This is a genomic window from Tautonia rosea, assembly GCF_012958305.1.
Lineage (GTDB): Bacteria > Planctomycetota > Planctomycetia > Isosphaerales > Isosphaeraceae > Tautonia > Tautonia rosea.
Window position 1 is genome coordinate 135,428 of record NZ_JABBYO010000014.1, and the last position, 21,082, is coordinate 156,509.

The 21,082-nt window shown below is 58.0% G+C and carries 17 protein-coding genes; 13 read left to right on the forward strand and 4 right to left on the reverse strand.

Annotation, left to right across the window (positions count from 1 at the left end):
* Positions 1–3: 3 nt before the first annotated feature.
* The 11 genes from HG800_RS21520 (at position 4) to HG800_RS21570 (ending at position 14,756) form a co-directional block, all read left to right on the forward strand.
* Positions 4–2,496, forward strand: a complete 2,493-nt coding sequence (locus tag HG800_RS21520) for a PSD1 and planctomycete cytochrome C domain-containing protein (RefSeq protein WP_206352384.1) — start codon at positions 4–6, stop codon at positions 2,494–2,496.
* 55 nt (positions 2,497–2,551) lie between these two features.
* Positions 2,552–4,027, forward strand: coding sequence for a DUF1501 domain-containing protein (locus HG800_RS21525; RefSeq protein ID WP_169979351.1), 1,476 nt, complete (start codon positions 2,552–2,554; stop codon positions 4,025–4,027).
* 297 nt (positions 4,028–4,324) lie between these two features.
* A complete protein-coding gene (locus HG800_RS28280) occupies positions 4,325–5,527 on the forward strand; it encodes a fused response regulator/phosphatase (RefSeq protein ID WP_169979354.1) in 1,203 nt (400 codons plus the stop codon).
* A gap of 118 nt (positions 5,528–5,645) precedes the next feature.
* Positions 5,646–6,149 carry a chemotaxis protein CheW gene (locus tag HG800_RS21535; RefSeq protein ID WP_169979356.1) on the forward strand — a complete coding sequence of 168 codons (504 nt, stop codon included), beginning with the start codon at positions 5,646–5,648 and terminating at the stop codon, positions 6,147–6,149.
* Between the two features lie 247 nt (positions 6,150–6,396).
* On the forward strand, positions 6,397–8,751 hold the full coding sequence (locus HG800_RS21540; RefSeq protein ID WP_169979358.1) for a methyl-accepting chemotaxis protein: 2,355 nt from the start codon (positions 6,397–6,399) through the stop codon (positions 8,749–8,751).
* A gap of 83 nt (positions 8,752–8,834) precedes the next feature.
* On the forward strand, positions 8,835–9,671 hold the full coding sequence (locus HG800_RS21545) for a CheR family methyltransferase (protein ID WP_169979361.1): 837 nt from the start codon (positions 8,835–8,837) through the stop codon (positions 9,669–9,671).
* A gap of 5 nt (positions 9,672–9,676) precedes the next feature.
* Positions 9,677–12,109, forward strand: a complete 2,433-nt coding sequence (locus HG800_RS21550; RefSeq protein WP_169979364.1) for a chemotaxis protein CheA — start codon at positions 9,677–9,679, stop codon at positions 12,107–12,109.
* Positions 12,106–12,747 (forward strand): chemotaxis protein CheC, encoded by a 642-nt coding sequence (locus HG800_RS21555; RefSeq protein WP_169979366.1) that lies wholly within the window; start codon positions 12,106–12,108, stop codon positions 12,745–12,747. Before HG800_RS21550 ends, HG800_RS21555 begins: the two co-directional genes overlap by 4 nt.
* The gene (locus HG800_RS21560; protein WP_315852081.1) at positions 12,744–13,280 is read left to right on the forward strand and encodes a chemotaxis protein CheD; all 537 of its coding nucleotides are present in this window, start codon (positions 12,744–12,746) and stop codon (positions 13,278–13,280) included. The genes HG800_RS21555 and HG800_RS21560 overlap by 4 nt, the downstream gene beginning before the upstream one ends.
* A 19-nt stretch (positions 13,281–13,299) precedes the next feature.
* Positions 13,300–13,671, forward strand: coding sequence for a response regulator (locus HG800_RS21565; protein ID WP_169979368.1), 372 nt, complete (start codon positions 13,300–13,302; stop codon positions 13,669–13,671).
* A gap of 29 nt (positions 13,672–13,700) precedes the next feature.
* Positions 13,701–14,756: a protein-glutamate methylesterase/protein-glutamine glutaminase gene (locus HG800_RS21570; protein WP_169979370.1), complete on the forward strand. Its 1,056-nt coding sequence runs from the start codon at positions 13,701–13,703 to the stop codon at positions 14,754–14,756.
* Positions 14,757–14,899: 143 nt separating this feature from the next.
* Here HG800_RS21570 and HG800_RS21575 read toward each other — a convergent pair whose 3' ends face one another.
* From HG800_RS21575 to HG800_RS21590, 4 genes are read right to left on the reverse strand one after another with little or no spacing between them, the layout of a single operon-like run.
* The gene (locus HG800_RS21575; protein WP_169979372.1) at positions 14,900–15,487 is read right to left on the reverse strand and encodes an ANTAR domain-containing response regulator; all 588 of its coding nucleotides are present in this window, start codon (positions 15,485–15,487) and stop codon (positions 14,900–14,902) included.
* Positions 15,484–16,959 carry a hybrid sensor histidine kinase/response regulator gene (locus HG800_RS21580; protein ID WP_169979374.1) on the reverse strand — a complete coding sequence of 492 codons (1,476 nt, stop codon included), beginning with the start codon at positions 16,957–16,959 and terminating at the stop codon, positions 15,484–15,486. The genes HG800_RS21575 and HG800_RS21580 overlap by 4 nt, the downstream gene beginning before the upstream one ends.
* Before the next feature lie 8 nt (positions 16,960–16,967).
* Entirely contained in the window at positions 16,968–17,717 is a 750-nt protein-coding gene (locus HG800_RS21585) for a response regulator (protein WP_169979376.1), read from the reverse strand.
* On the reverse strand, positions 17,717–18,901 hold the full coding sequence (locus tag HG800_RS21590) for a protoglobin domain-containing protein (RefSeq protein WP_169979378.1): 1,185 nt from the start codon (positions 18,899–18,901) through the stop codon (positions 17,717–17,719). Before HG800_RS21590 ends, HG800_RS21585 begins: the two co-directional genes overlap by 1 nt.
* A gap of 957 nt (positions 18,902–19,858) precedes the next feature.
* Between HG800_RS21590 and HG800_RS21595 the strand changes: the two genes are divergently transcribed.
* Both HG800_RS21595 and HG800_RS21600 read left to right on the forward strand, forming a co-directional pair.
* On the forward strand, positions 19,859–20,128 hold the full coding sequence (locus HG800_RS21595; protein ID WP_169979380.1) for a hypothetical protein: 270 nt from the start codon (positions 19,859–19,861) through the stop codon (positions 20,126–20,128).
* A 77-nt stretch (positions 20,129–20,205) separates the two neighbouring features.
* The gene (locus tag HG800_RS21600) at positions 20,206–21,039 is read left to right on the forward strand and encodes a universal stress protein (RefSeq protein ID WP_169979382.1); all 834 of its coding nucleotides are present in this window, start codon (positions 20,206–20,208) and stop codon (positions 21,037–21,039) included.
* Positions 21,040–21,082 lie beyond the last annotated feature (43 nt).

Below are 21,082 nucleotides of genomic sequence, written 5' to 3' on the forward strand. Positions count from 1 at the left end.
CTGATGATGCGTCTCGGCTGGCTCGTCATGCTGAGCCTCTTGGTAACGCCTGGATCGAGTCGAGGCCAGGACGAGGCGGTCGAGGCCGATCGATCCCGATTTTTTAAGGAATCGGTTCGTCCCATCCTGGAGCAGCATTGTCTCCGATGTCACGGTGCTGACGGGAAAACGCGAGGAGGTCTTGATCTGACCTCTCGCTCGGGGTTGCTCAAGGGCGGGGACCTTGGTCCAGCGGTCGATTTGGAATCGCCCGGCGAGAGTCTTCTGATTGAAGCGATCACCTACGCCGGGCTGGAAATGCCTCCAACCGGTCAGCTCGACCCCGACACCATTGCCATCCTCACAGACTGGGTCAATCAAGGGGTCCCCTACAGCGGGGACGACCCAGACACGCCCGCTCAGGCCGACGAGGGAGAACCCGAGGGAGCTATCTCGGACGAGGACCGACGCTTTTGGTCCTTCCAACCTCTGCAACGGCCGGCGATGCCAGACGTCGAGGACTCGGACTGGGTCCGCGATCCGATCGATGCGTTTATCCTGCACCGACTTGAAGCCGCAGGGCTTTCCCCCGCTCCCGAAGCCTCAAAAGCGACCCTCATCCGACGCCTTTGCTACGACCTGACCGGCTTGCCCCCCACTCCGGATGAAGTCGAGGCGTTTCTAGCCGATCAGTCTCCCGACGCCTACGAAGCCCTCGTTGATCGCCTGCTCGATTCGCCGCACTACGGCGAACGGTGGGGGCGGCACTGGCTCGACGTCGTTCGGTATGCGGAGACGAATAGCTTCGAGCGCGACAACCACAAGCCGAATGCCTGGCGTTATCGCGATTATGTGATCAATTCATTCAATGATGACAAGCCGTACGACCGATTCGTCCTCGAACAACTGGCCGGCGATGAACTCGACGACACCTCGGCCGAGTCGATTATCGCCACCGGGTTCTACCGACTCGGTGCTTGGGATGACGAGCCGACCGATCCGCCTCAGGCCCGATTCGACGAGTTGGACGACATCATCATGACGACCTCGCAGTCGATGCTCGGTCTGACCATCAACTGTGCCCGCTGCCACGACCACAAGATCGATCCAATCCCCCAGCGTGACTACTATCGATTCCTCGCGTTCTTCCACAACCTGAAACCCTATTCCTACAGCGAGGACCACATCCTCACCGAGATTGCCTCGGACGAGGAACGTGAGGCTCATCAACGTGCCCTCGCCGAGCGATCGCAACGCGAAGCCGAGATCCAGGAGGACCTGAGCACCATCGAATCGAAACTCCTGGCGACCGTCCCCGAACCGCGGCGATCGAATGTTCGGTGGGGATCGTTCGAGGCGCGTCGGCACGTTCTGGACGGGATGGCGGAAGCAGAACTCTCGGCCGAGGAACTGGCCTCGTATCGAAATTTGATCGAGCAATGGAAGGCTATCCCACCCGTCCCACCGTTACCGATGGCCCTGAGTGCCAGGGAACATGGGGCAGAGGCTCCACAAACCTTCGTGCTGATTCGCGGTAGTGCACATGCACCTGGGGAGCCGGTAGAACCAGGATTCCCGGAGGTCCTTGGTTCCCCGGAACCCGTTTTGCCGTCTCCCTCGACCGCGTCCGACTCTTCGGGTCGTCGTCGGGTCCTGGCCGAGTGGATTGCCAGCCCTTCGAATCCGCTGACCGCTCGGGTCGCGGTCAATCGGGTCTGGCATTATCACTTTGGTCGAGGAATCGTCCGGTCGCCCAATGATTTTGGCTTCCAGGGAGACAAACCAACGCATCCGAAACTGCTCGACTGGCTGGCCGCGGAGTTCATTCAGGAGGGCTGGCGATTTAAGCCTTTGCACAAACGGATTGTGATGTCGAGTACCTATCGGATGTCATCCCGAGGCAATGCTGAGGCTCTCGCGCAGGATCCGGAAAACGACCTGTTCTGGCGATTTAACCTAAGACGACTCTCGGCCGAGGAGTTTCGGGACGCCATGCTCGTCGTCACCGGAACCTTGAACCCGAAGATGGGTGGACCGAGCTTTTATCCCGAGATTCAGAAGGCGTACCTGGCCGGTCAATCACGCCCGGGAGCAGGCTGGGGAAATTCATCCAAAGAGGAACAAGCTCGCAGAAGCATTTATATCTACATAAAAAGGTCGCTTGTGACACCGATTCTCGCCAGTTTCGACGCGGCCGATACGGATTTCTCCTGTCCGGTTCGCTTTGCCACGACTCAGCCGACCCAGGCGTTGAGTACGTTGAATGGCCCCTTGTTGCATGAGCAGGCCGGTGCGTTGAGTGCTCGCGTTCGTCAGGACGTGGGCGAGGACCTGGAGGAGCGTATCCGCCGGGTGCTTCAACTGGTCACTGCTCGCTCTCCTTCCGCTGAAGAAATCGAGCGAGGAATCGCTCTTGTCGACGAGTTTCAGCATGACCACGATGTCGATGACGACCAGGCGTTTCATCTGTTCTGTCTGCTGGCGCTGAATCTGAACGAATTTCTTTATCTTGATTAATCTACTCGCGACGAGGGTGAGCCTCGATCCCCCCGAGTCCATGGAGTCGAATGTCATGAACCACACGAATCGACCGAGGGGTTCTTTCTGCGGGCGGACACGACGCGAGTTCATCTGGCAAACAGGGCTTGGCTTCACGTCGCTCGGGTTGATCGACTTGCTGTCTCGGGATGGGTTTTTCTCGAACTCTGTGCAGGCAGATTCGGGAAATCGGACCAATTATGTCAATCCGATGGCCCCCAAAGCACCACACTTTACCCCAAAGGCCAAATCGGTCATTTTTCTGTTCATGTATGGTGGTCCAAGCCATGTTGACACGTTCGACTACAAGCCCGATCTGGTCCGGCTGGACGGCCAGACGATTGCGGTAAAGACGAAGGGGAGGGCCGGGTCTCGCAATGAGGGGAGGATCGTCGGTCCAAAGTGGAAATTTAGACAGCATGGTGAGTCGGGCCAGTGGGTGAGCGACCTGTTTCCTCACCTGGCCGGGTGTGCCGACGATTTGGCGTTCATCAAGTCGATGACGGCCGATAGCCCGCTGCATGGCTCTGCAATGCTGCAAATGAACTCAGGGAAGATTCTGAGCGGCAGTCCTTGCCTGGGAAGCTGGGTCACGTACGGGCTCGGTTCCGAGAATGAGAATCTCCCGGGATTCGTGGTCATGCTCGACCCGATCGGTGGGCCAATCTCAGGGGCAAAAAACTGGTCGAGCGGGTACATGCCCTCGACGTATCAAGGAACGATCCTGCGATCTCAAGGTGATCCGATCGTTGATCTTAGCCGCCCTGATGGTATGAGTGATGCGGTTCAGCGGCGGTTGATCGACACTCTGAACGAATACAACGCGGATCATCTTGCTGCGCGTGCGGATCAGTCGGACCTGGCTGCCCGAATTTCCAGTTTCGAACTGGCCTACAAGATGCAAATGGCGGCACCGGAGGCGACCGAGATCCAGGGGGAAACGGAGGAAACACAGCACCTTTACGGGATTGACGATCCGAAGACCGAGAATTTTGGCCGTCGCTGTTTGCTGGCTCGCCGGTTGGTGGAACGAGGCGTCCGCTTTGTCCAAATTTACGCTGGAGGGGCCCACAACGACGATAACTGGGACGCACACACCGACATTGAAGCCAATCACAACTTTCACTGTGGACGGACCGACAAGCCCATCGCCGGCCTGCTGACCGACCTCAAACGTCGCGGTCTTCTTGATGAGACCTTGATTGTCTGGGGAGGCGAATTCGGTCGTCAGCCGACAGCTGAATATGACAAGGGAACCGGGCGCGATCACAACTCCTACGGCTTCACCATGTGGATGGCTGGTGGTGGTGTGAAGGGAGGGACTTCCGTTGGCGAGACCGACGATCTTGGGTCAGCCGCGGTGCGCGATCGCTTTCATGTGAAGCATCTCCACGCGACGATTCTGAATCAACTTGGCCTCGATCCGGATCGCCTCAGCTTCTTTTACGGTGGTCTCGACCAGACCCTGGTGGGAGTGGAAGGGGCCGACCCCATTCGAGCGATCATCTGATCCTTGTGTTCGATTCAAGGGCCTGTTGTGCGCATTATGTCCGTGCTATCCAACAATGGTTCCAGACGGATTGCGCTCTCTTGCAGGTCCCTGGCAAATTTTTGTTCCCTTGAATGCGGTGGGGGAGGGGGTGGGGGTCAGTCGAGTTCTTCGATCGATCCTCACCTTGTTGGATTGGACCGAAATGCTTGATTGCCAACTGTCGTTGACCGCTCGAACAGGCTAGGATCATTTCTCTTGTCAGTTCCACGTCGTTCTTCTTGCCCGATCGCCCACGTCTGCAGCGAGGCCCCGTAGATGGCCACCGGCCTAAGCGAACACAAGGTCAAGGTTCTCCTGATCGATGACCAGCCATTGATTGGTGAGGCTGTGAAACGGATGCTCGCGAACGAGCAAGACATCGAGTTTCAGTATTGCAAGGAACCGTCTCTAGCAATGGAGACGGCCGTGGCGTTTCAGCCGACGATCATCCTTCAGGACCTCGTCTTGCCCGATGTCGATGGGCTCGATCTGGTGAAACTCTACCGCACGCATGAGGCGACCCGGGACGTTCCCGTCATTGTACTTTCGACCCGAGAAGAGCCTCAGACCAAGGCCGATGCCTTTGCCTTTGGGGCCAATGATTACATTGTGAAGCTTCCGGATCGGCTTGAACTGCTCGCTCGGATCCGGCACCACTCGAAAGGATACATCAACCAGCTTCAGCGTGATGAGGCCTATCGCGCTCTTGTTGCGAGCCAGGAAGCGCTGGCTCATGATGTGGATGAAGCTGCCCGATACGTCCAGTCGCTTCTTCCCGATCCGATCGAGCAGGGGGCAATTCAGGCCGACTGGCGGTTTATCCCCTCTGCTCAGCTCGGGGGAGACACGTTCGGATACCACCAGCTCGATGATGACCACTTCGCTGTCTATTTGATTGACGTAGTTGGCCACGGGGTCGGGGCGGCGTTGCTCTCGGTCTCGGTCCTCAATGCCATTCGATCGCAATCGCTTCCCGGGGCCGATTTCAAAGATCCGGGCCAGGTGCTCACCGCCTTGAACGAGCGATTTGAGATGTCTCGTCAGGCCGACAAGTATTTTACGGCCTGGTATGGTGTGTATCACCTCCCGACCGGAGTCATCCGCTACACCGGAGGAGGGCATCCCCCCGCACTGTTGGTGTCAGATGATTCGGGGGAGACGGTCATGCTCGAAGCGACGGGGCCGATGGTCGGAGCCTTTGACGGGCTCGAATTTGAGACCAAGGAGTACCCGCTTCAGGGGCCCGCGACAGTGTTTGTCTATAGTGATGGTGTCTTTGAAGTTCAGAAAGCCGATCAGACGATGTGGCCATTTTCCGAGTTCGTCTCCTATCTCGGCCAACAATCGAAGGCTCCCGGATCGGCCATGGACGCGCTGATCGCCTACCTGGGTTCGTTATCAGGCAAACCAGGATTTGAGGACGATTTTTCAATCGTTCAACTCCGTCTCACGCCCGGGAGTGGTAGGAGCTCTTCGTGAACCTCACGACGCTCGGACGTTTCATCAGGTAAACTTCAAGAAGGGTTGGCACGAGAGCGTCGCGGCGACTGGGTTGGAGTGATTTCTTCCTCTTCTCAGATTGATGAGCGTCAGTCACATGTCTTCTGCGTCGAACTCGCTGAACGCATCAACGCCGACACCTGACGCTCCTCGAAGTGAGGGGACGCTTCTCCAATTTGTGGGGTTTCGGCTCGATCGTTCGGACTATGCGGTGGCCATTCGTCGGGTGCAAGAGATCATTCTCATGCCGGCGATCACTCGATTGCCGCAGACCTCCCCGGATGTCGAGGGGCTCATGAATTTACGGGGGACAGTTCTCCCGGTAATCAACCTCCGAACCCGTTTCGGCGTGCCTCCAAAACCGTTTGACGAACATACACGCGTGGTGGTCGTCAATGTTCAATCGAGGACGGTTGGTTTTATCGTCGATTCGGTCTCTCAGGTCATGCGGGTCGGTGAAGACCAGCTCCAACCACCTCCTCCTGGCATTGCGTCGGTGGCCTCCTCGGCCATCTCCGGTCTCTTTCGCGATGGAGATCGATTGGTGATCGCACTGGATGTTGACCGCTTGCTGGAACATCTCGAAATCGAATCGGACTGAGTCGACCTTCGGGGATTCGCACCCCGAGCGCAAGTTGCTTGTTGACGGAGCCAAGAACGGGGCAGGAGGCCAGGTTCTTCTTCCCCAAGTTCCCTCCTGAGCACCGTGTTCCATGAGTCACGATCCGCGCGATCCAGAAGCAGTCGACACATCCTCTCCCGTCTCGGAAGACATCCCCTCGGGGCGGTCCTCCAAACGACCGACGAGCGCCAAGGTCCGGGAACGGTCCGCACGAGTCACCTCTGAGATGGAACCAATGGCACTGGCCGAGGAAGCTCACGCTCAGCTCGAAGCCTCGAAGGCCGACACCAAGGCCATGATCGATGCCTTCGCAGGACTGGTACGTGCGAACTCGATTTCAGACATTCTGCGAGAAGTGCTTTCCACCATCCAGTCGAACTATGGCTGGGAGATCGCCTGTTATCGAAAGATTGATCAAACATCGAATGCGTTGGTCTGCAGTCTTGATGCGGGATCAGGGAATGGTCCGTTGCGAAGGCTCTTTCAAGATCGAGAGATTCGATTGAATGAAGGGGTCTCCGGATTGGCCTGGCGACGCGACGAGCCGGTCTACGTCGAAGATCTGCTGGCCGATCACTCCTCTACCAATGATCGAGTTGCCAAGGAGGCCGGTCTGAGAGGGATGATTGCGCTACCGATTCGACAGGGAGGCGAATTGATCGGAGTACTTGAGTTTGCCTCAACCCGTCCGATCGAGATCACTGAGCTTCGCATTGATGCGCTCAACACGATCGCGCATACAGCCTCGAACAAGATCAGCCACCTGGCCCAGGAACGCGAGATGAACCGCCTGGCTCAGATGGTCGCGAATGCTCCGCTGAACATGATGTTTGCGGATCGTGACCTTCGGATCCGCTACCTCAACCCGAAGTCGATCGAAACGTTAACTCGACTGCAAGGCTCATTAAGTGTGCCGGTTCACAAGATGATCGGCCAATCACTCGACGCCTTTCACAAGAATCCCGAGAATCAACGTGCCTTGCTGGCGGACCCCGCAAACTTGCCGTATCATAGCACGATGCACCTTGGATCGGAACTGATTGATTTGGTGGCATCGGCGATCGTTGACGAGAACGGCGAGTATCTCGGACCGATGCTCACCTGGGAGATTGTGACGGAGAAACATGTTCAGGCCGTTCGCGAAACGGAGATGCTGGCGGACTCCAACGCAGTGAACTTTGTGTTGATGCGATTGGGCAAGGCCAATACACCGGATGATGTGATCCGGATCGCCCTGGAAACCGTTCGTGAGGCCTTCGGATGGCTCTATGGATCTTTCTGGAAACTTGACTCCGATGGACGATCGCTCGTCTTCGGACTGGAATCAGGAGAGATGCCGGACGAGTTCAAGAGGGCTACGAAAGCGTCTCGCTACGTCGAAGGTCAAGGGCTAAGTGGTCGTTGCTGGCAACAACTCGATCTCGTGTTTGTTCCCGAACTGTCCGAACTCTCAGGATGCCCGCGTGCGGGAGTCGCCCGCCGTTGCGAGGTTTCGTCGGCGCTGGCTATTCCGATTCAGTTGAATGGTCGCTTCCTCGGTGCCATGGATTTTCTGACGAAGGAGACCATCGATCCGTCGGAGAATCGTCTGGAAGTGATGAGGAGCGTGGGGAGGCTAGTGTCAAGCGCGCTCGACCGGGTCGATCGGCAAGCCAGGTCTGAGGCTGAGAAACGCGATCTGGAACAGAAAGTAAACATTCTGATGAACGTGGCTTCGGCCGCAGCTTCTGGAAATCTGACCGTGGAGGTTCCGGTTCGAGGAGAGGATGATCTGGGCCGGCTTGGGGCTGCAATGGCCAACATGATTCGGGATCTGAAAGAGATCATCAGTCAGATTGCTGAATCGACAGGCCAGTTTGCCGAAGGTTCTCAGGTGATCGCCGAGAGCGCGACCTACCTGAGCGAGTCGTCTCAGAGTCAGGCGGCCACGGTCGAAGAGATGTCAGCCTCAATCGAGCAACTCGGCCGGGCGATCACCGAAATCAATCAGAACGCCGAGGCAGCACGTTCTCAGGCCGAAGAGACCTGGGGACTCGCCCGACAAGGAGGCGAAGCTGTCGAGCAGGCGATTGAAGCCATGGGCCTGATCACGAAATCGAGCGAGCAAGTGAGTGACATCACCCAGGTGATCGGCGAGATTGCGAGCCAGACCAATCTGCTCGCACTAAACGCAGCGATCGAGGCAGCCAGGGCCGGCGAGCATGGTCTGGGCTTCGCGGTGGTCGCTGACGAGGTTCGAAAACTTGCGGAACGCTCCAGTGCCGCGGCGAAAGAGATCACCTCATTGATCAAGGAATCGACACGACGCGTGGCCGATGGTGCTCGACTTTCCGAGAAGGCTGGGTCGTCCCTCTCGACGATCGTCAAGGGGGTCGAGGAGACCACCGAACGCATTGCGAAGATTGCCAGAGCTACTCATGAGCAGTCGGAATCTGCCTCGGAAGTGACCAAAGCGATTCAGGATGTCTCGGGAATCACCGAGACGAACGCCTCGAGCGCCGAGGAACTCTCGGCCAGTGCCGAGGAACTCGGAGCCCAGGCTCAGGCCTTGCGTCAGGCGGTTTCGGGCTTCAAGGTCTGATCCGGTAAACCCGGCGGGCCAGAACCTCCAGAGGCATTTGGAGCGTTCTGGCCCTGTCACGGGTTGGTGTTGAGCGAGAACCAATGCAACAGGATTTGCTGCCCGATGAACTTTTTGATCAGTTCCGAGCGATGATCTACCGTTCAACGGGGATTCGGATTCCAGAGAACAAGCGTGTCATGCTTTCCAATCGCCTGAAACGACGTGTTCAGGCGACTGGCGATGGGACCTTCGAAGCCTATTACGCCCGATTGGCTACGGGTGGTGATCGTCTGGAATTGGGTCGATTCGTCGATGCCATCACGACCCGAGAAACCTACTTTTTTCGCGATCCGCACCATTTTCATTGGCTCGCCGAACGGTTTGCCCGGGAACTGATCGAACAAGCCCGACTTGGGAAACGATCACGGACGATTTCGATCTGGTCTGCCGCCTGTAGTGGTGGCGAAGAACTGTATTCTGCCTTGATTCGTCTGGCTGAGGTCCATTGTCCCCCCCCAGGATGGAAGCTTCTCGCCCTCGGAACGGACATCAGCGAGGCGGCCCTTCGGTCGGCTCGTGAGGCAATTTATGGAGATCGGTCGCTTCGATCAGTGACCCAGGCGGAACGAACACGCTGGTTTTCCTTTGATTCTGCTGCGAATCGATGGAACCTGAACGAGGAACTGAAGTCGCGTGCAACCTTCCGCAGCCATAACCTGTTACATCCGATCCGAGAAGGACCGTTTGATTGCATCTTTCTAAAGAACGTGTTGATATATTTCGATGCAGAATCGAAGGCTCGGGTCGTCCGTCAGATCCTCGGTGCGATTGCTCCCGGAGGTTATCTTGTGGTCGGTCCGACGGAGGGGATCTACGGAATGCTTGATCCGTTGGAGCGTGTCGAGAGTTGGCTCTACCGAAAACCGGACGGGGAATGACACTCATGTCGGGTTTTGACGTTTCGGAGCTCTTGCCGTTCTATCTTGACGAAACGGATGAGCAAATCGGCACGCTCAACGACACGCTCTTACGGCTTGAGCAGGACCAGTCTGATGCGGCCGCGCTTCAGGAGACATTCAGAATTGTTCATAGCCTGAAGGGCTCGGCCAGTGTGATGGGGTTTGATCAGGTCAATCGGCTCGCGCATCATCTGGAAACGCTTTTCGACCAACTTCGTAGTGGGAAACGGTTACTCGATTTCGATGCACTTCAGTTGAGCTTTCAGAGCCTTGATCGCCTGCGTGATTACCATAGAGATCTTCGATCGGAAGGCAAGGGTGACGACCTGAGCGATATGATCGAAGCGGTGGTTTCCTATCTGGGAGCGGACCAGACCACGCCTTCAGCGACCTCTGGCGATGAAATCGAACCTCCGTTGGAATCAACCGACTTATCGGATCTCGATGATCTTCCGATGGGCGAGACATCGGACGAGCTGATCGACACACCTCCCGAAACCGTATCAGAGAGCTCGGACTCCGCTTCAGAAATCGACGAGGCGGAACAGCCTGAAGGCCTGGCTGTCAAGGTCGTGTTTGTGCCGACCCTGCAGTGGCGTGACATGAAAGCGCGGTTGATTCTGAATCGACTATCCTCTCGGGTGCGGGTCCTGGGAAGTGATCCGCCTGCCGATCGGCTCGACGAGGTCGAGTCGAGGTCCACGTTCACCGCCTGGGTCGATGCCGACGCGGATCGTGACGAACTTCGATCGCTCGCCGATGTTGATGGGGTTGCTGCGATTCAATTCGGCGATGGTGCGGACGGCTCGGAGGAGGTCTGGCCCTCAGAAGAGACAGTCCCTCCACTACTCGATGTTCCGGAACTGGTGGCGAAAACAGATGCACCCGCCCTTAGCCCCGAGCGGGCCGCACCAACGGAGATGGTACTGCCGAAAACCACGACAAAACCGAAAATTGCCGAGACCCTTCGAGTTGATGTTGACCGACTTGATCATCTCATGAATCTTGCGGGAGAGTTGGTCATTAGTCGTGCCAGATTTGCCGACCTGACTCGGGAACTGGAAGCACTCTTTCGGGATTCGGACGTTCGCTTGCTGGCCGCTGACAGTCAAGATCGGCTCGATTGCCTGATTGAAGGCTTCGATGCTGTGCTTGACTCGGGTGAACGAAGTCAGGGCATCCGAGAACGATGGCGTTCTCAATTTCGGCGGCTGACCGAGAACATTCGTGAACTCCGAGCGAACCTGGATCGGCTTCGGATTGGCCGGGACCACCTGACAGAAATGGCTGAAGCAATTGATCAGCTCGGTCGGGTTTGCGACCGTATCCAGAAGGGGGTGCTGGATACGAGAATGGTTCCGATTGGCCCGTTGTTCGAACGCTTCCGACGGGTTGTTCGCGATGTCAGCGTGGGGTCGGGCAAGGACGTCACTCTGCAAATCCAGGGAGAATCAACTGAGCTCGATAAGCGAATGATCGACGAACTGAGCGATCCGCTCATTCACATGGTGCGGAATGCGGTCGATCATGGGCTGGAGGCACCGGGCGTTCGCCAGTCACTGGGCAAGCCGAAAACGGGAACCGTGACCCTTGCCGCAGCCCATCGTGGCAATCGCGTTGTCATTACCGTGGCCGATGACGGCAAAGGGCTGGATGTTGCCCGGTTGCGCCGCAAAATCGCCGCTCATGGTCTCTTGCCTGAGGCTGAAGCCGCGCGGCTCTCGCCTCCAGAAGTGATCCCGTATATCTTCCATGCAGGTTTGAGCACGGCCGATACCGTTTCCGACATCTCTGGACGAGGAGTCGGAATGGACGTCGTCAAGCATCGGATCGAGCAACTCAACGGGACGGTTTTCGTTCGGACCGAACCGGGCCAGGGGACGACCTTCACCATCCGGCTCCCTCTCACACTTGCCATCATGCCAAGTCTACTGGTACGGATTTACGACGAAACGTACGCCTTGCCGTTAGGGGAGATTCGGGAGATCGTCGAAGTCGGCCCTGATCAAATCCTGAACGTTCAAGGGAGTCGAGCGATCGAGGTTCGTGGTCGGGTCATCTCGCTGCTATGCCTTGATGATGTGTTTTCGTGGGGTGGGGGCCCCCATCCCAGTCGCTCGGCCTCGTCGTCGCTGGAACGTGGTTCGCTCCGTCGCCCGGTGGTCGTTGTGCAGAGTACGTTGACGACGATTGGCCTGATGGTGGATGACCTGATTGGGATTCAGGAAATTGTCTTGAAATCGATCGAGAGGAATTACAGGACGGTGCGAGGGCTTTCTGGGGCCAGTATCCTGGGGAACGGACGGGTTGCCTTGATTCTTGATGTTGACGCCTTGATCGAGTTGTCGACCCGCCCTTCCCATCACCTCCCGAAGCACGAGCTTCCATCCATGGCCCTCTCGAGGCGAGACTCATGAATTCGGGGGACGAATCTCTGGGACAGGTTCCTCCAAGGATTGACGAGGCGATCCAAGAGGGAGCCGAGGCAGCCTCCGTTGCCCTTTCGAAGTGGCTGGGACGACCCGCGTCGCTGGTGGTCAGCCGGGTTCGATTCGTCGAACTGATCGAGGCAACGGAGGCACTTGGTCCGGGGGACGCGGTGGTCGCCGCCTGCGCCATTCCATTATCAGGCCCCTTGCCGGGCACCGTCCTGATGATCTTCGATGATCGATCGGCGATGACCATGATCGACGCCCTGCTCGGTCGTCCGGAAGGAACCGGAACGGAATGGGGGGAGATGGAACAGTCGGCGGCTCAGGAGACGAGCAATATTGTCGTCTGCGCATTCGTCAATGCGATGGCCGAGTCGTTGAATCCAGGGGGATTGATGATTCCCGGGCCGCCCGAGTTTCGGTTCGAATTTTCGGGGAGTTTGATTGAGTTCGCCTTGATGGATCAGATGAGTCGGAACGACCAGATCATGATGGTCGAGATCCACTTCTCGGTTGATGGCATTACTAACGACTGGGCAATGGTTATCGTGCCGGCCGCTGGTGGCCTGGAGACGCTTGGTCTCGGTGACTTGGGGGGGGAACATCCGGGGGAGCCGTCGTGAGTCGAACACCCGTTCCCGAACCACTTCCGAGCATCAGTGTTCTGATAGGCCAGTGGGCAGTCGCCCGGGCCCCGACGACCATGAGGACCTTGCTTGGGTCTTGCGTCGCGATCATCTTGCATGATCGGGCAGCCCGGATCGGCGGCTTAGCTCATATCGTGCTCCCCGATTCTCGGGGCCGCGAGGATGGTCTAGGGAAATATGTGGATACGGCGGTTCCTGCGTTGCTGGGGGATCTGGCCCGTCTCCAGGGGCACTCGCTGATCGGCCGATCGACCTTCTCAGCCACGCTGGTCGGAGGAGCGGCGATGTTTCGCTCGGCACCGAATGCCGATATTGGACGACAGAACCTTGAGGCGTCTCAACGTATCCTTCGCGCGTTAAGCATTCCGATCCTCGCTCAGGACGCCGGAGGATCGACTGGCAGAAACGTGACACTCGACACGGCCTCGGGGGTGGTCCGGGTTCGGATTCCCGGTGGACCCAGTTACGACCTCTCGGCCGGCAAGGCTCGAATCGACCGACCAACGTGATGCGACCGGGGACCGATCGATGAAGCGACTTCTGATCGTCGACGATGCCCTGATCATGCGTAAGCTGATCCGAGGGGTCGCCGAAAACGCAGGCTGGCATGTCGTGGCCGAAGCAGGTGACGGGCAGCAAGCGGTGGACCTTTACCGCTCCTTGCGGCCCAACCTGGTCACGCTCGACCTGGTGATGCCGGTCATGGGTGGGCTCGATGCGCTGAAACTCATCCGAGACGAAGACCCTGAGGCCCGGGTGATTATCGTGACTGCGCTCGACCAGAAGGAAACGCTGGCCGCTTCCATCAACGCCGGGGCGATGGATTTTATTGTTAAACCGTTTGATCGAACTCAGATGTTGGGACTGTTGACGAAGCTTGGCAGTTCCCCAGACGTCTGACCCGGAATGAACCGGGAGGATAAACACCGATGTCCCATCGGCCTGTCAGAGTCTTGATTGTCGATGACTCGGCTCTGATGCGAAAAATGCTCTCTGAGATGATCCGATCCAGCTCGAAGCTTGAGGTCGTCGGTACGGCCCGAGACGGAGAGGAGGCACTCGCTCTAGCGGATCAACTGCGTCCCGATGTCGTGACGCTCGATGTCGAAATGCCAGGGCTCTCCGGTCTGGAGGTATTACCGAGGCTTCTGGAACAGCAAGAGGTTCCGGTGGTCATGGTCAGTAGCTGGACCCAGGAAGGGGCCGATATCACGTTGTCGGCGCTTGAGCTGGGAGCGGTTGATTTCTTGCCGAAACCTGATCGGAAACATTTCTCACAGCTTCGAGGAGCACGGGATCTTCTGATCGCGAAGCTATTGACCGCCGCGGGGAGCCGGGTACGTCGGTCGCGGACAGCATCGGTGGAACCGCGATCAGCAGTTGCTCGAGAACCGCGAAGCCCCTCGGGAGTGCGAGCCGCGACGCGATGCGTTGTGGTCGGCATCTCCACGGGTGGCCCGCAAACCCTCACCCGGGTTTTTTCTGAGCTGGAGCCCCCGCTTCCTCCCATTCTCGTCGTCCAGCACATGCCACCAACGTTTACGAAAGTGTTCTCCGAGCGGCTTGATCGTCGGTGTCGCGTCGCAGTGCGGGAAGCAAAAGAGGGAGATCGGGTCGAGTCAGACTTGATTTTGGTTGCTCCCGGGGGTCGGCAGATGTCGCTGCTCGGGCGGCCACCATTTGTTCGGATCGCACTGACGGACGGACCGGCGGTGAGCGGTCATCGACCGTCGATTGATGTGCTGTTCCGATCGGCGGCTGAGATTTTTGGAGCCGAGGCGGTCGGTGTCTTGATGACCGGGATGGGGCGAGATGGCGTCGAGGGGTGTCGGAGCATCATCGAGGCCGGAGGCGCGACCCTTGGGCAAGACGAGGCGACCTCCGTGATTTACGGCATGAACAAGGCGGCCTTCGAGGCCGGCGTCATACGCTCACAGTTTGCGATTGACGAACTGCCGGGGTTGCTCCGCTTGCTGGCCCTTTGACTGGGGACACGGGGAAGTCGCAGTGATGCTTAGAGCGGTTTTCGATTGAGCGGAGCGGCTCGCCGGGAAATGGGGACACGCACCTCGAAGACTCGGAGCCAGTCCTCATGTCCCTGACCCTTCACAGACAAACGAATAACGCTCTAGCCACCCAAGGCCTCCTCAGCCGTGAGAATCATCTTCGACAACTCGATGAGTTTGAGGTTTTTTTCGCTGGCCAGCTTTTGCAAGCGACGGAATGCTGCACTCTCGTCAAGGTTAGAGCGTTTCATGAGCACGCCCTTCGCCCGCTCGATGATCTTGCGATCCTCCAGTGCCTGGCGGAGATCGGCAGCCTCTTTGCGGAGTGCCTGGAATTGCTCGAACCGGCGGAGGGCGATGGCAATCGCCGGCTCCAGATCGGCCTGCTTAATCGGTTTGACCAGGTAAGCCAGAACGTGATCAGTCTCGGCCCGTTCGATGAGGTCGGAGTCGTGAAAGGCTGAGACAAGGATGATCGGTACGGGCCGCTCTCGTTCGATTCGAGAGGAGGCTTCGATGCCGTCGGTCCCTGGCATTTTGATATCAGCGATCACCAAATCGGGTTGGACTGCCCGACAGCGCTCGACCAATTCCTCACCGTCGGCGCACACTGCGACGACCTCGTGGCCGAGCACAGGGAGAATGGTGCGGTAGTAGTCCCGCATGTCTTGTTCGTCATCAGCCACAGCGATGCGAAGAGGTCGAGTCATGACGGCTCACGGGGGAGGGTCAGAAGGATCTCGGCACCGGGAACTCCAGGGGGACCGACCGCGATCCTTCCCCCGTGGGCCTCGACAATCCGACGACAAATGGCCATACCCAGGCCTGTTCCTCGAGCCTTGGTTGTGAAAAACGGCTCAAAGATGCGATCAGCCTGTTCAGTTGTCAAGCCTGGACCATTATCACGGATCGAGACTTGTAATGCATCAATCCCGTCCAGACGCGTCGAGACACATTGAATTTGGATCGCGACGGGGGCGGTCCCGGCTGAGAGGGCGTTTTCGAAAATGTTGCGGAAGACCTGGACCAGGCGAAAGGGGTCGAGCCAGCATCGGGTTTCCGGCGCCTCAATCCATTCGTTGAGCGTGGCCGATTGTTCTCGGACGGTGGGTTCGAGATACGACCAAGCCTCCCTCCAGACGGTGGTCAGATCGAATCGGCCGGACTCCAGTCGGATTGGAGCTGCGTAGCTACGGACATCCTCAAAAAGATGATGAAGATGGTCCTGGGCCTGCTGGGTCCGCCGGATCAAATCAAGTGCTTCAGGTCGATCAGCGACTTTCAAGGCGAGCATTTCGAGACACGACTGACCGCGCTGCAAGGCGTTGCGACTTTCGTGAGCCAATCCGGTCACCATCTGACCGATTGCCGCAAGCCGCTCCGCCTGCAAGGCACGCTGCTGAGCCTGCTTGAGGTCGGTGATGTCATGCCCGACGGCCAGGATCGCCCCTTCTCCTTCGTAATCGTCAAGCCTTCGAGCGTTCCAGACGAGGCAACGTGAGGAACCGTCTCGAGATCGAAGCCGACATTCGAGGCCTCGGACCGACTCACCGACGCCGAGTCGGTGCATTGCCTCATCGGTCAGGGTGCGATCCTGCTCGTGGATGAGGCGATCACGGAAATTCTGACCAACCACCTCCTCGACCCGATAGCCGGTCAGGCGTTCAGCAAAGGAGCTGAAGTAGACGATGGAGCGGTCAAGCCGGGTAATGATGATGACGGCTTCAGCAGATTCGACGAGCGTCCGAAAAGCGTCCTCACTGCGACGTTTGGCGAGACGGAGGGCGCGGCGGTCGAGCGCCCGAGCGAGGCTGGCTCGGAGGGCATCGGGATCGAGGGGTTTGAGGATGTAGTCGGTGGCTCCGCCTCGCAGGGCGTCGATAGCGCCGCGAATGTCGGCCATGCCGGTGACGATGATCAGTTCCGCGTCGGGAGCGAGCGCGCGAAGCTGAAGCATGAGGGAGTCGAAGTCGGCATCGGGCAAGCGACGATCGAGGATCAAGGCCTCATAACTGGTCCATCGTTGAGCGGGACGATCGAGCGCCTCACGAGCGGTTGAGGCAGCATCGACGGCGAAGTCGTCGAGCTCAAGAATATCGCAGATGTTGGCCAGAGCATCGGCGTCGTCCTCGACGACCAGGACGCGTCTCGATCCGAGACGCCGGGCGGAGGCCGTATCCATCGCGGCAGTCACCTTGATTGAGAGGGAGTCGGTCCAACCAGGCGTTCGAGCAAGGCGATCAGGGCAGGGGAGTCGAACGGCTTATAACAGACCGCATCCGCCCCTTCGGCCAAAGCGACCTCAATCAAGGGCTCGGTCTCGGGACGGAAACCGGTAATCAGGACCGTCCGGGCGTGGGGATCAACCTCACGAACGGTCCGGAAGACCGAGCAACCGTCGGAACCGGGCAATTTCATGTCAATCAACACCGCCTGGTATCGGGCTTCCTTGAGTCGATTGACGGCTTGAATCGAGTCATGAGCGGTGCAGACCCGGATATTGCGCGACCGGAGCATGTCCCAGAGATTTTCGCAAAGGTCGAGGTCATCGTCAACGACCAGAACAATGGGTTGGCCGACGGCCTCGTTGATGAGACCGAGCAGTGCCGGAATATCAACCGGCTTGCGAAGGACTCTCCAGGTTCCCGCAGAGCGGGCGGCTGTGGCAGTATCTTCACTGGCGTAGGCGGTCAGGAGCAAGGCGACGATACCAGGATGCCGTGCTCGAAGATGGCGATAGAGGGTCACACCGTCCATACCGGGCATCTTGAAGTCGAGCACGGCGACATCATAGGGACGCTGGTTTGCCAGTTCGAGGGCGGCCTGGCCTTCGTGAGCGATATCGACTCGATACCCCAGATCGTTCAGAATGTCCGAGACATTACGGCAAGCGTCGATGTCGTCGTCAACGAGTAAGATGGCAGGTGCCGGATCGTTCATCAATCTCGATCTCCGGTCTCCAAAGCCTGGTTGAGCACCAAGGTGAAGATGCTCCCAACTCCTGGTTCGCTCGCGATTCTCAACGTGCCCCGGTTCTTGGTGAGAATCTCCCGAGAAATGGCCAGCCCCAGCCCGAGCCCTCGGGCCTTGGTCGAGAACAGCGGCTCCGTCACCCGATCGCGTAGCTCCGGAGCCATACCGATTCCCGTATCCTCGACATCGAGTTCAATACGGCCATTTTCCAACGTACGTGTCCTCACAGAGAGCGTTCCTCCATCGGCCATCGCTTCGTTCGCATTGCGAAGCAAGTTGCCGAGGACGATCTGTAACTGTGCCGGATCGACTGCCACGGTGAGCGAGGGATCGATCTCGACCTGGACGTCGACTGAGGCGTCGGGCGGGTTGGCTTCGAGGGATTCGCGGACCAGATCGATCACGGGGGTCGGCTGAGCCTCTGGAGCCGGGAGGCGGGCAAAGCTCGAGAGAGCCGTGATGACCGCATCGGCGCGATCCACCCCTCGGCCAATGCGTTGCAGGTGTTCTGCGACTTTTTCGGCCGAGGCCGATCGCGCATTTTTGAGGAAGTAGACCGAAGTCTTGACCACGTTCAGGGGGTTTCGCAGCTCGTGCGCCAGGCCTCCGGCGACCTGACCAAGGGTGGCCATGCGCTCGGCGCGTTGGAGACGGTCCTCGCTCTCAGCCTGGTAGGCATCCTGAATCAAGGCGAGGTCGAGGTCGAGCCTTCGATAGAGCGACCGAAGAGATTCAGCCAATCGCTCAAACTCTCCGGTCCAGGAGGATCGCAAGACTCGGCACATGGCAGAACGGAGCCGAGCCATGGCGGCGATCACGAAGAGCGGATCGAGTCCAATCTCGGCATGACGACGACCAATGCGCCAGCATCGCTGAGCATATTCGTCGTCGGGAGGAGTTCGGAACAAATCGTCCAGCCACTGATGTAACGTGGCTTTCAGGCGGGCGACCTGCTCTTCTCCTCCGGTGATGACCGAGGAAGCGCCGGGATGCCGCTGGATTTCTGCATAAAAATCCGCAATCAAGGCGGGGAAGTGAGGCGTGATGATCGGCTGCAGTCCGACCAACCGCTCAAAGTCGTTTTGTTCGTCCCAGTCGAGATACCGCTTCACATCGCGGTGTCTTGAGAGAATCCGATCCGTGTCTCCCATTCGAGGAGCTCCGCCCCAATCCCTTCACCAATCGAGCTGATCACTCACGCACGACACCAATCGCGTCACCATTGGTCGCGAGGCTCAGGTCGAATCACTCACACTCCAACCGATTCGTAAGAAAAGCCATGCTAGAGACAGTTCTCTCCGCCTGGCAAGCCCCCACAACGGTTAGGTCATCGAAACAGAGGCGAAATCCGAATCCTTCTGGACTGATTGTGAGCCCTGTCAATGCATCGCCATCTCCCCGATTCCTGATTCCTCAAAGTGCTTGGATCCGGGAAATCTCTCCCGAAATTCTCAAGAGACACCTGCGTCGCTGGTCGAGATCAGAAGATCGGCGTTACCGGTGTTGCCTTGCTATTCGTTGTTTTCCTGGCCGACTAACAGTTTCCAACTTTTCCAAGCGCGTCAATCATTCCTTGTGATTACAATTCGAAATGATTGGCGTTGCTGCGAGAAGAAAAGAGCCCACTGAATAGTCCCTGGCCAGCTTTGTTCGCGTTCGGAGTGGGGAGTCTTCCGTCGCAAGCGATCAATCAACGAGATCGAGGGAGACGGGGATCATCCGAGAATCGATTCGCCGATTCGAGCGTTTGCTTCGGTTCGGTCGGCAAGGCTTGGGCGAAGGGTCGTAACTGATGGTGACTGCAGAAGACAGGAAGCGACGAGATCGGGATCGATTTTGTTTGACTTCGAACCCAGGAGAGGTATCTAATGAAATGGAACATTCGACTCATGGCGGGTCGTTTGTTTGCGGCTGAGTGAGCCCCCGTCCTGTGTCATGGTCGCAATGCACACAGGCTCGGGGTTTTTTTATCCGTCAGCCAACGCTCTGTCCGAGTTCCCATCACCGTGTAAGCGTTGTTACCCTTCTTGATCTTCGTCTCTTCGTCCTGAAACCCGTGGATCATTCGCTTCGCGAGTTCCAAGACGAGTGAATGGGAGACTCCTCCCATGATTAGCACCCAGAATCGAGTCATCGTTTCGGAGGGTCCCTGCGAAGCACACGGGGGCGCTCACATCTGCATCTACCACCGCGATTTTCCCGAAAACTGGTCACCCGGTGAGACGCCAGCGATGGCGGCTCGTCAACTCTTGAATCTCTTCGAGAAGAATCTCGACAGCGCGGGTGATCCCAGTCATCGGCAATCGATCGAACTGGCGATCGCCGATCTCTGGGCGTTTCTTCGCGAATGCGATCAGAATCACGAGCCAACTGCTTGATCAGGTTGGCTCGTCTGAGAAAGACCTTCCAACGCGATGCGGGACCAGAGTTCCCGAACTCTTTCGGAGTTTGCACGATGCTCAAGAGTATGCTGGTCGGACTGGACGGCAGCGAGCATGGCGACGCCGCGCTGGAACTCGGTCTTCGATGGGCCAAGCGGTTTAATGCCTTGCTCGTGGGCCTTGGCGTCATTGACGAACCCGGAATCCACGGTGCCGAGGAGACCTGGCTTGGCGAGGTCTACTTCCGACAGATCAACGAACGTCTCACTGAAGACGTTCGTCGAGAGGTCGAGCGGACCCTGGAGCGGGCCGCCTTGCGTTGTGTTGAGGCCGACGTATCTTTCAAGCCTCTTGAAGACATCGGAACTCCTCACGAACGCATTGTGATTGAAGCCCAGCGATACGACCTCATCATTATGGGTCAGCGAACCCACTTCCGGTTTGGATGGCAAGATGCTGCCGACGACACACTTCGGCGTGTCTTGACTGAGAACCCAAGGCCGGTGGTTGCCGCTCCCGAACGCCTCGACGACGACCGTAAGTCAATCCTGATTGCTTATGACGGTAGCGTTCAGGCTGCCCGAGCCTTGCAAGCCTTCCGCTTTACAGGTCTCGGGGAAGGTCAGACGATCCGAGTTCTGACGGTTGATCACGACAAGGTCGAAGCGGCTCGAAAAGCGGATCGCGCGATTGAGTATCTTGGTTTCCACGGATTGAAGGCAACGCCCATCACGCTCTCGTCCAACCGAGGGCCAGCCGAGGTCATCCTGGAACATCTGAAACAGACCGAGGCGGATCTGCTTGTAATGGGAGCTTACGGCAAGTCGACGCTCAGGGAATTTTTCCTGGGATCAACCACACGATCTGTGCTCAAAGACAGCCAGGCTGCCGTGTTTCTCTCGCACTGAGTGAGCCGGCCCTGGAGACTCACCAACGCTTCGCGAGTGCAAC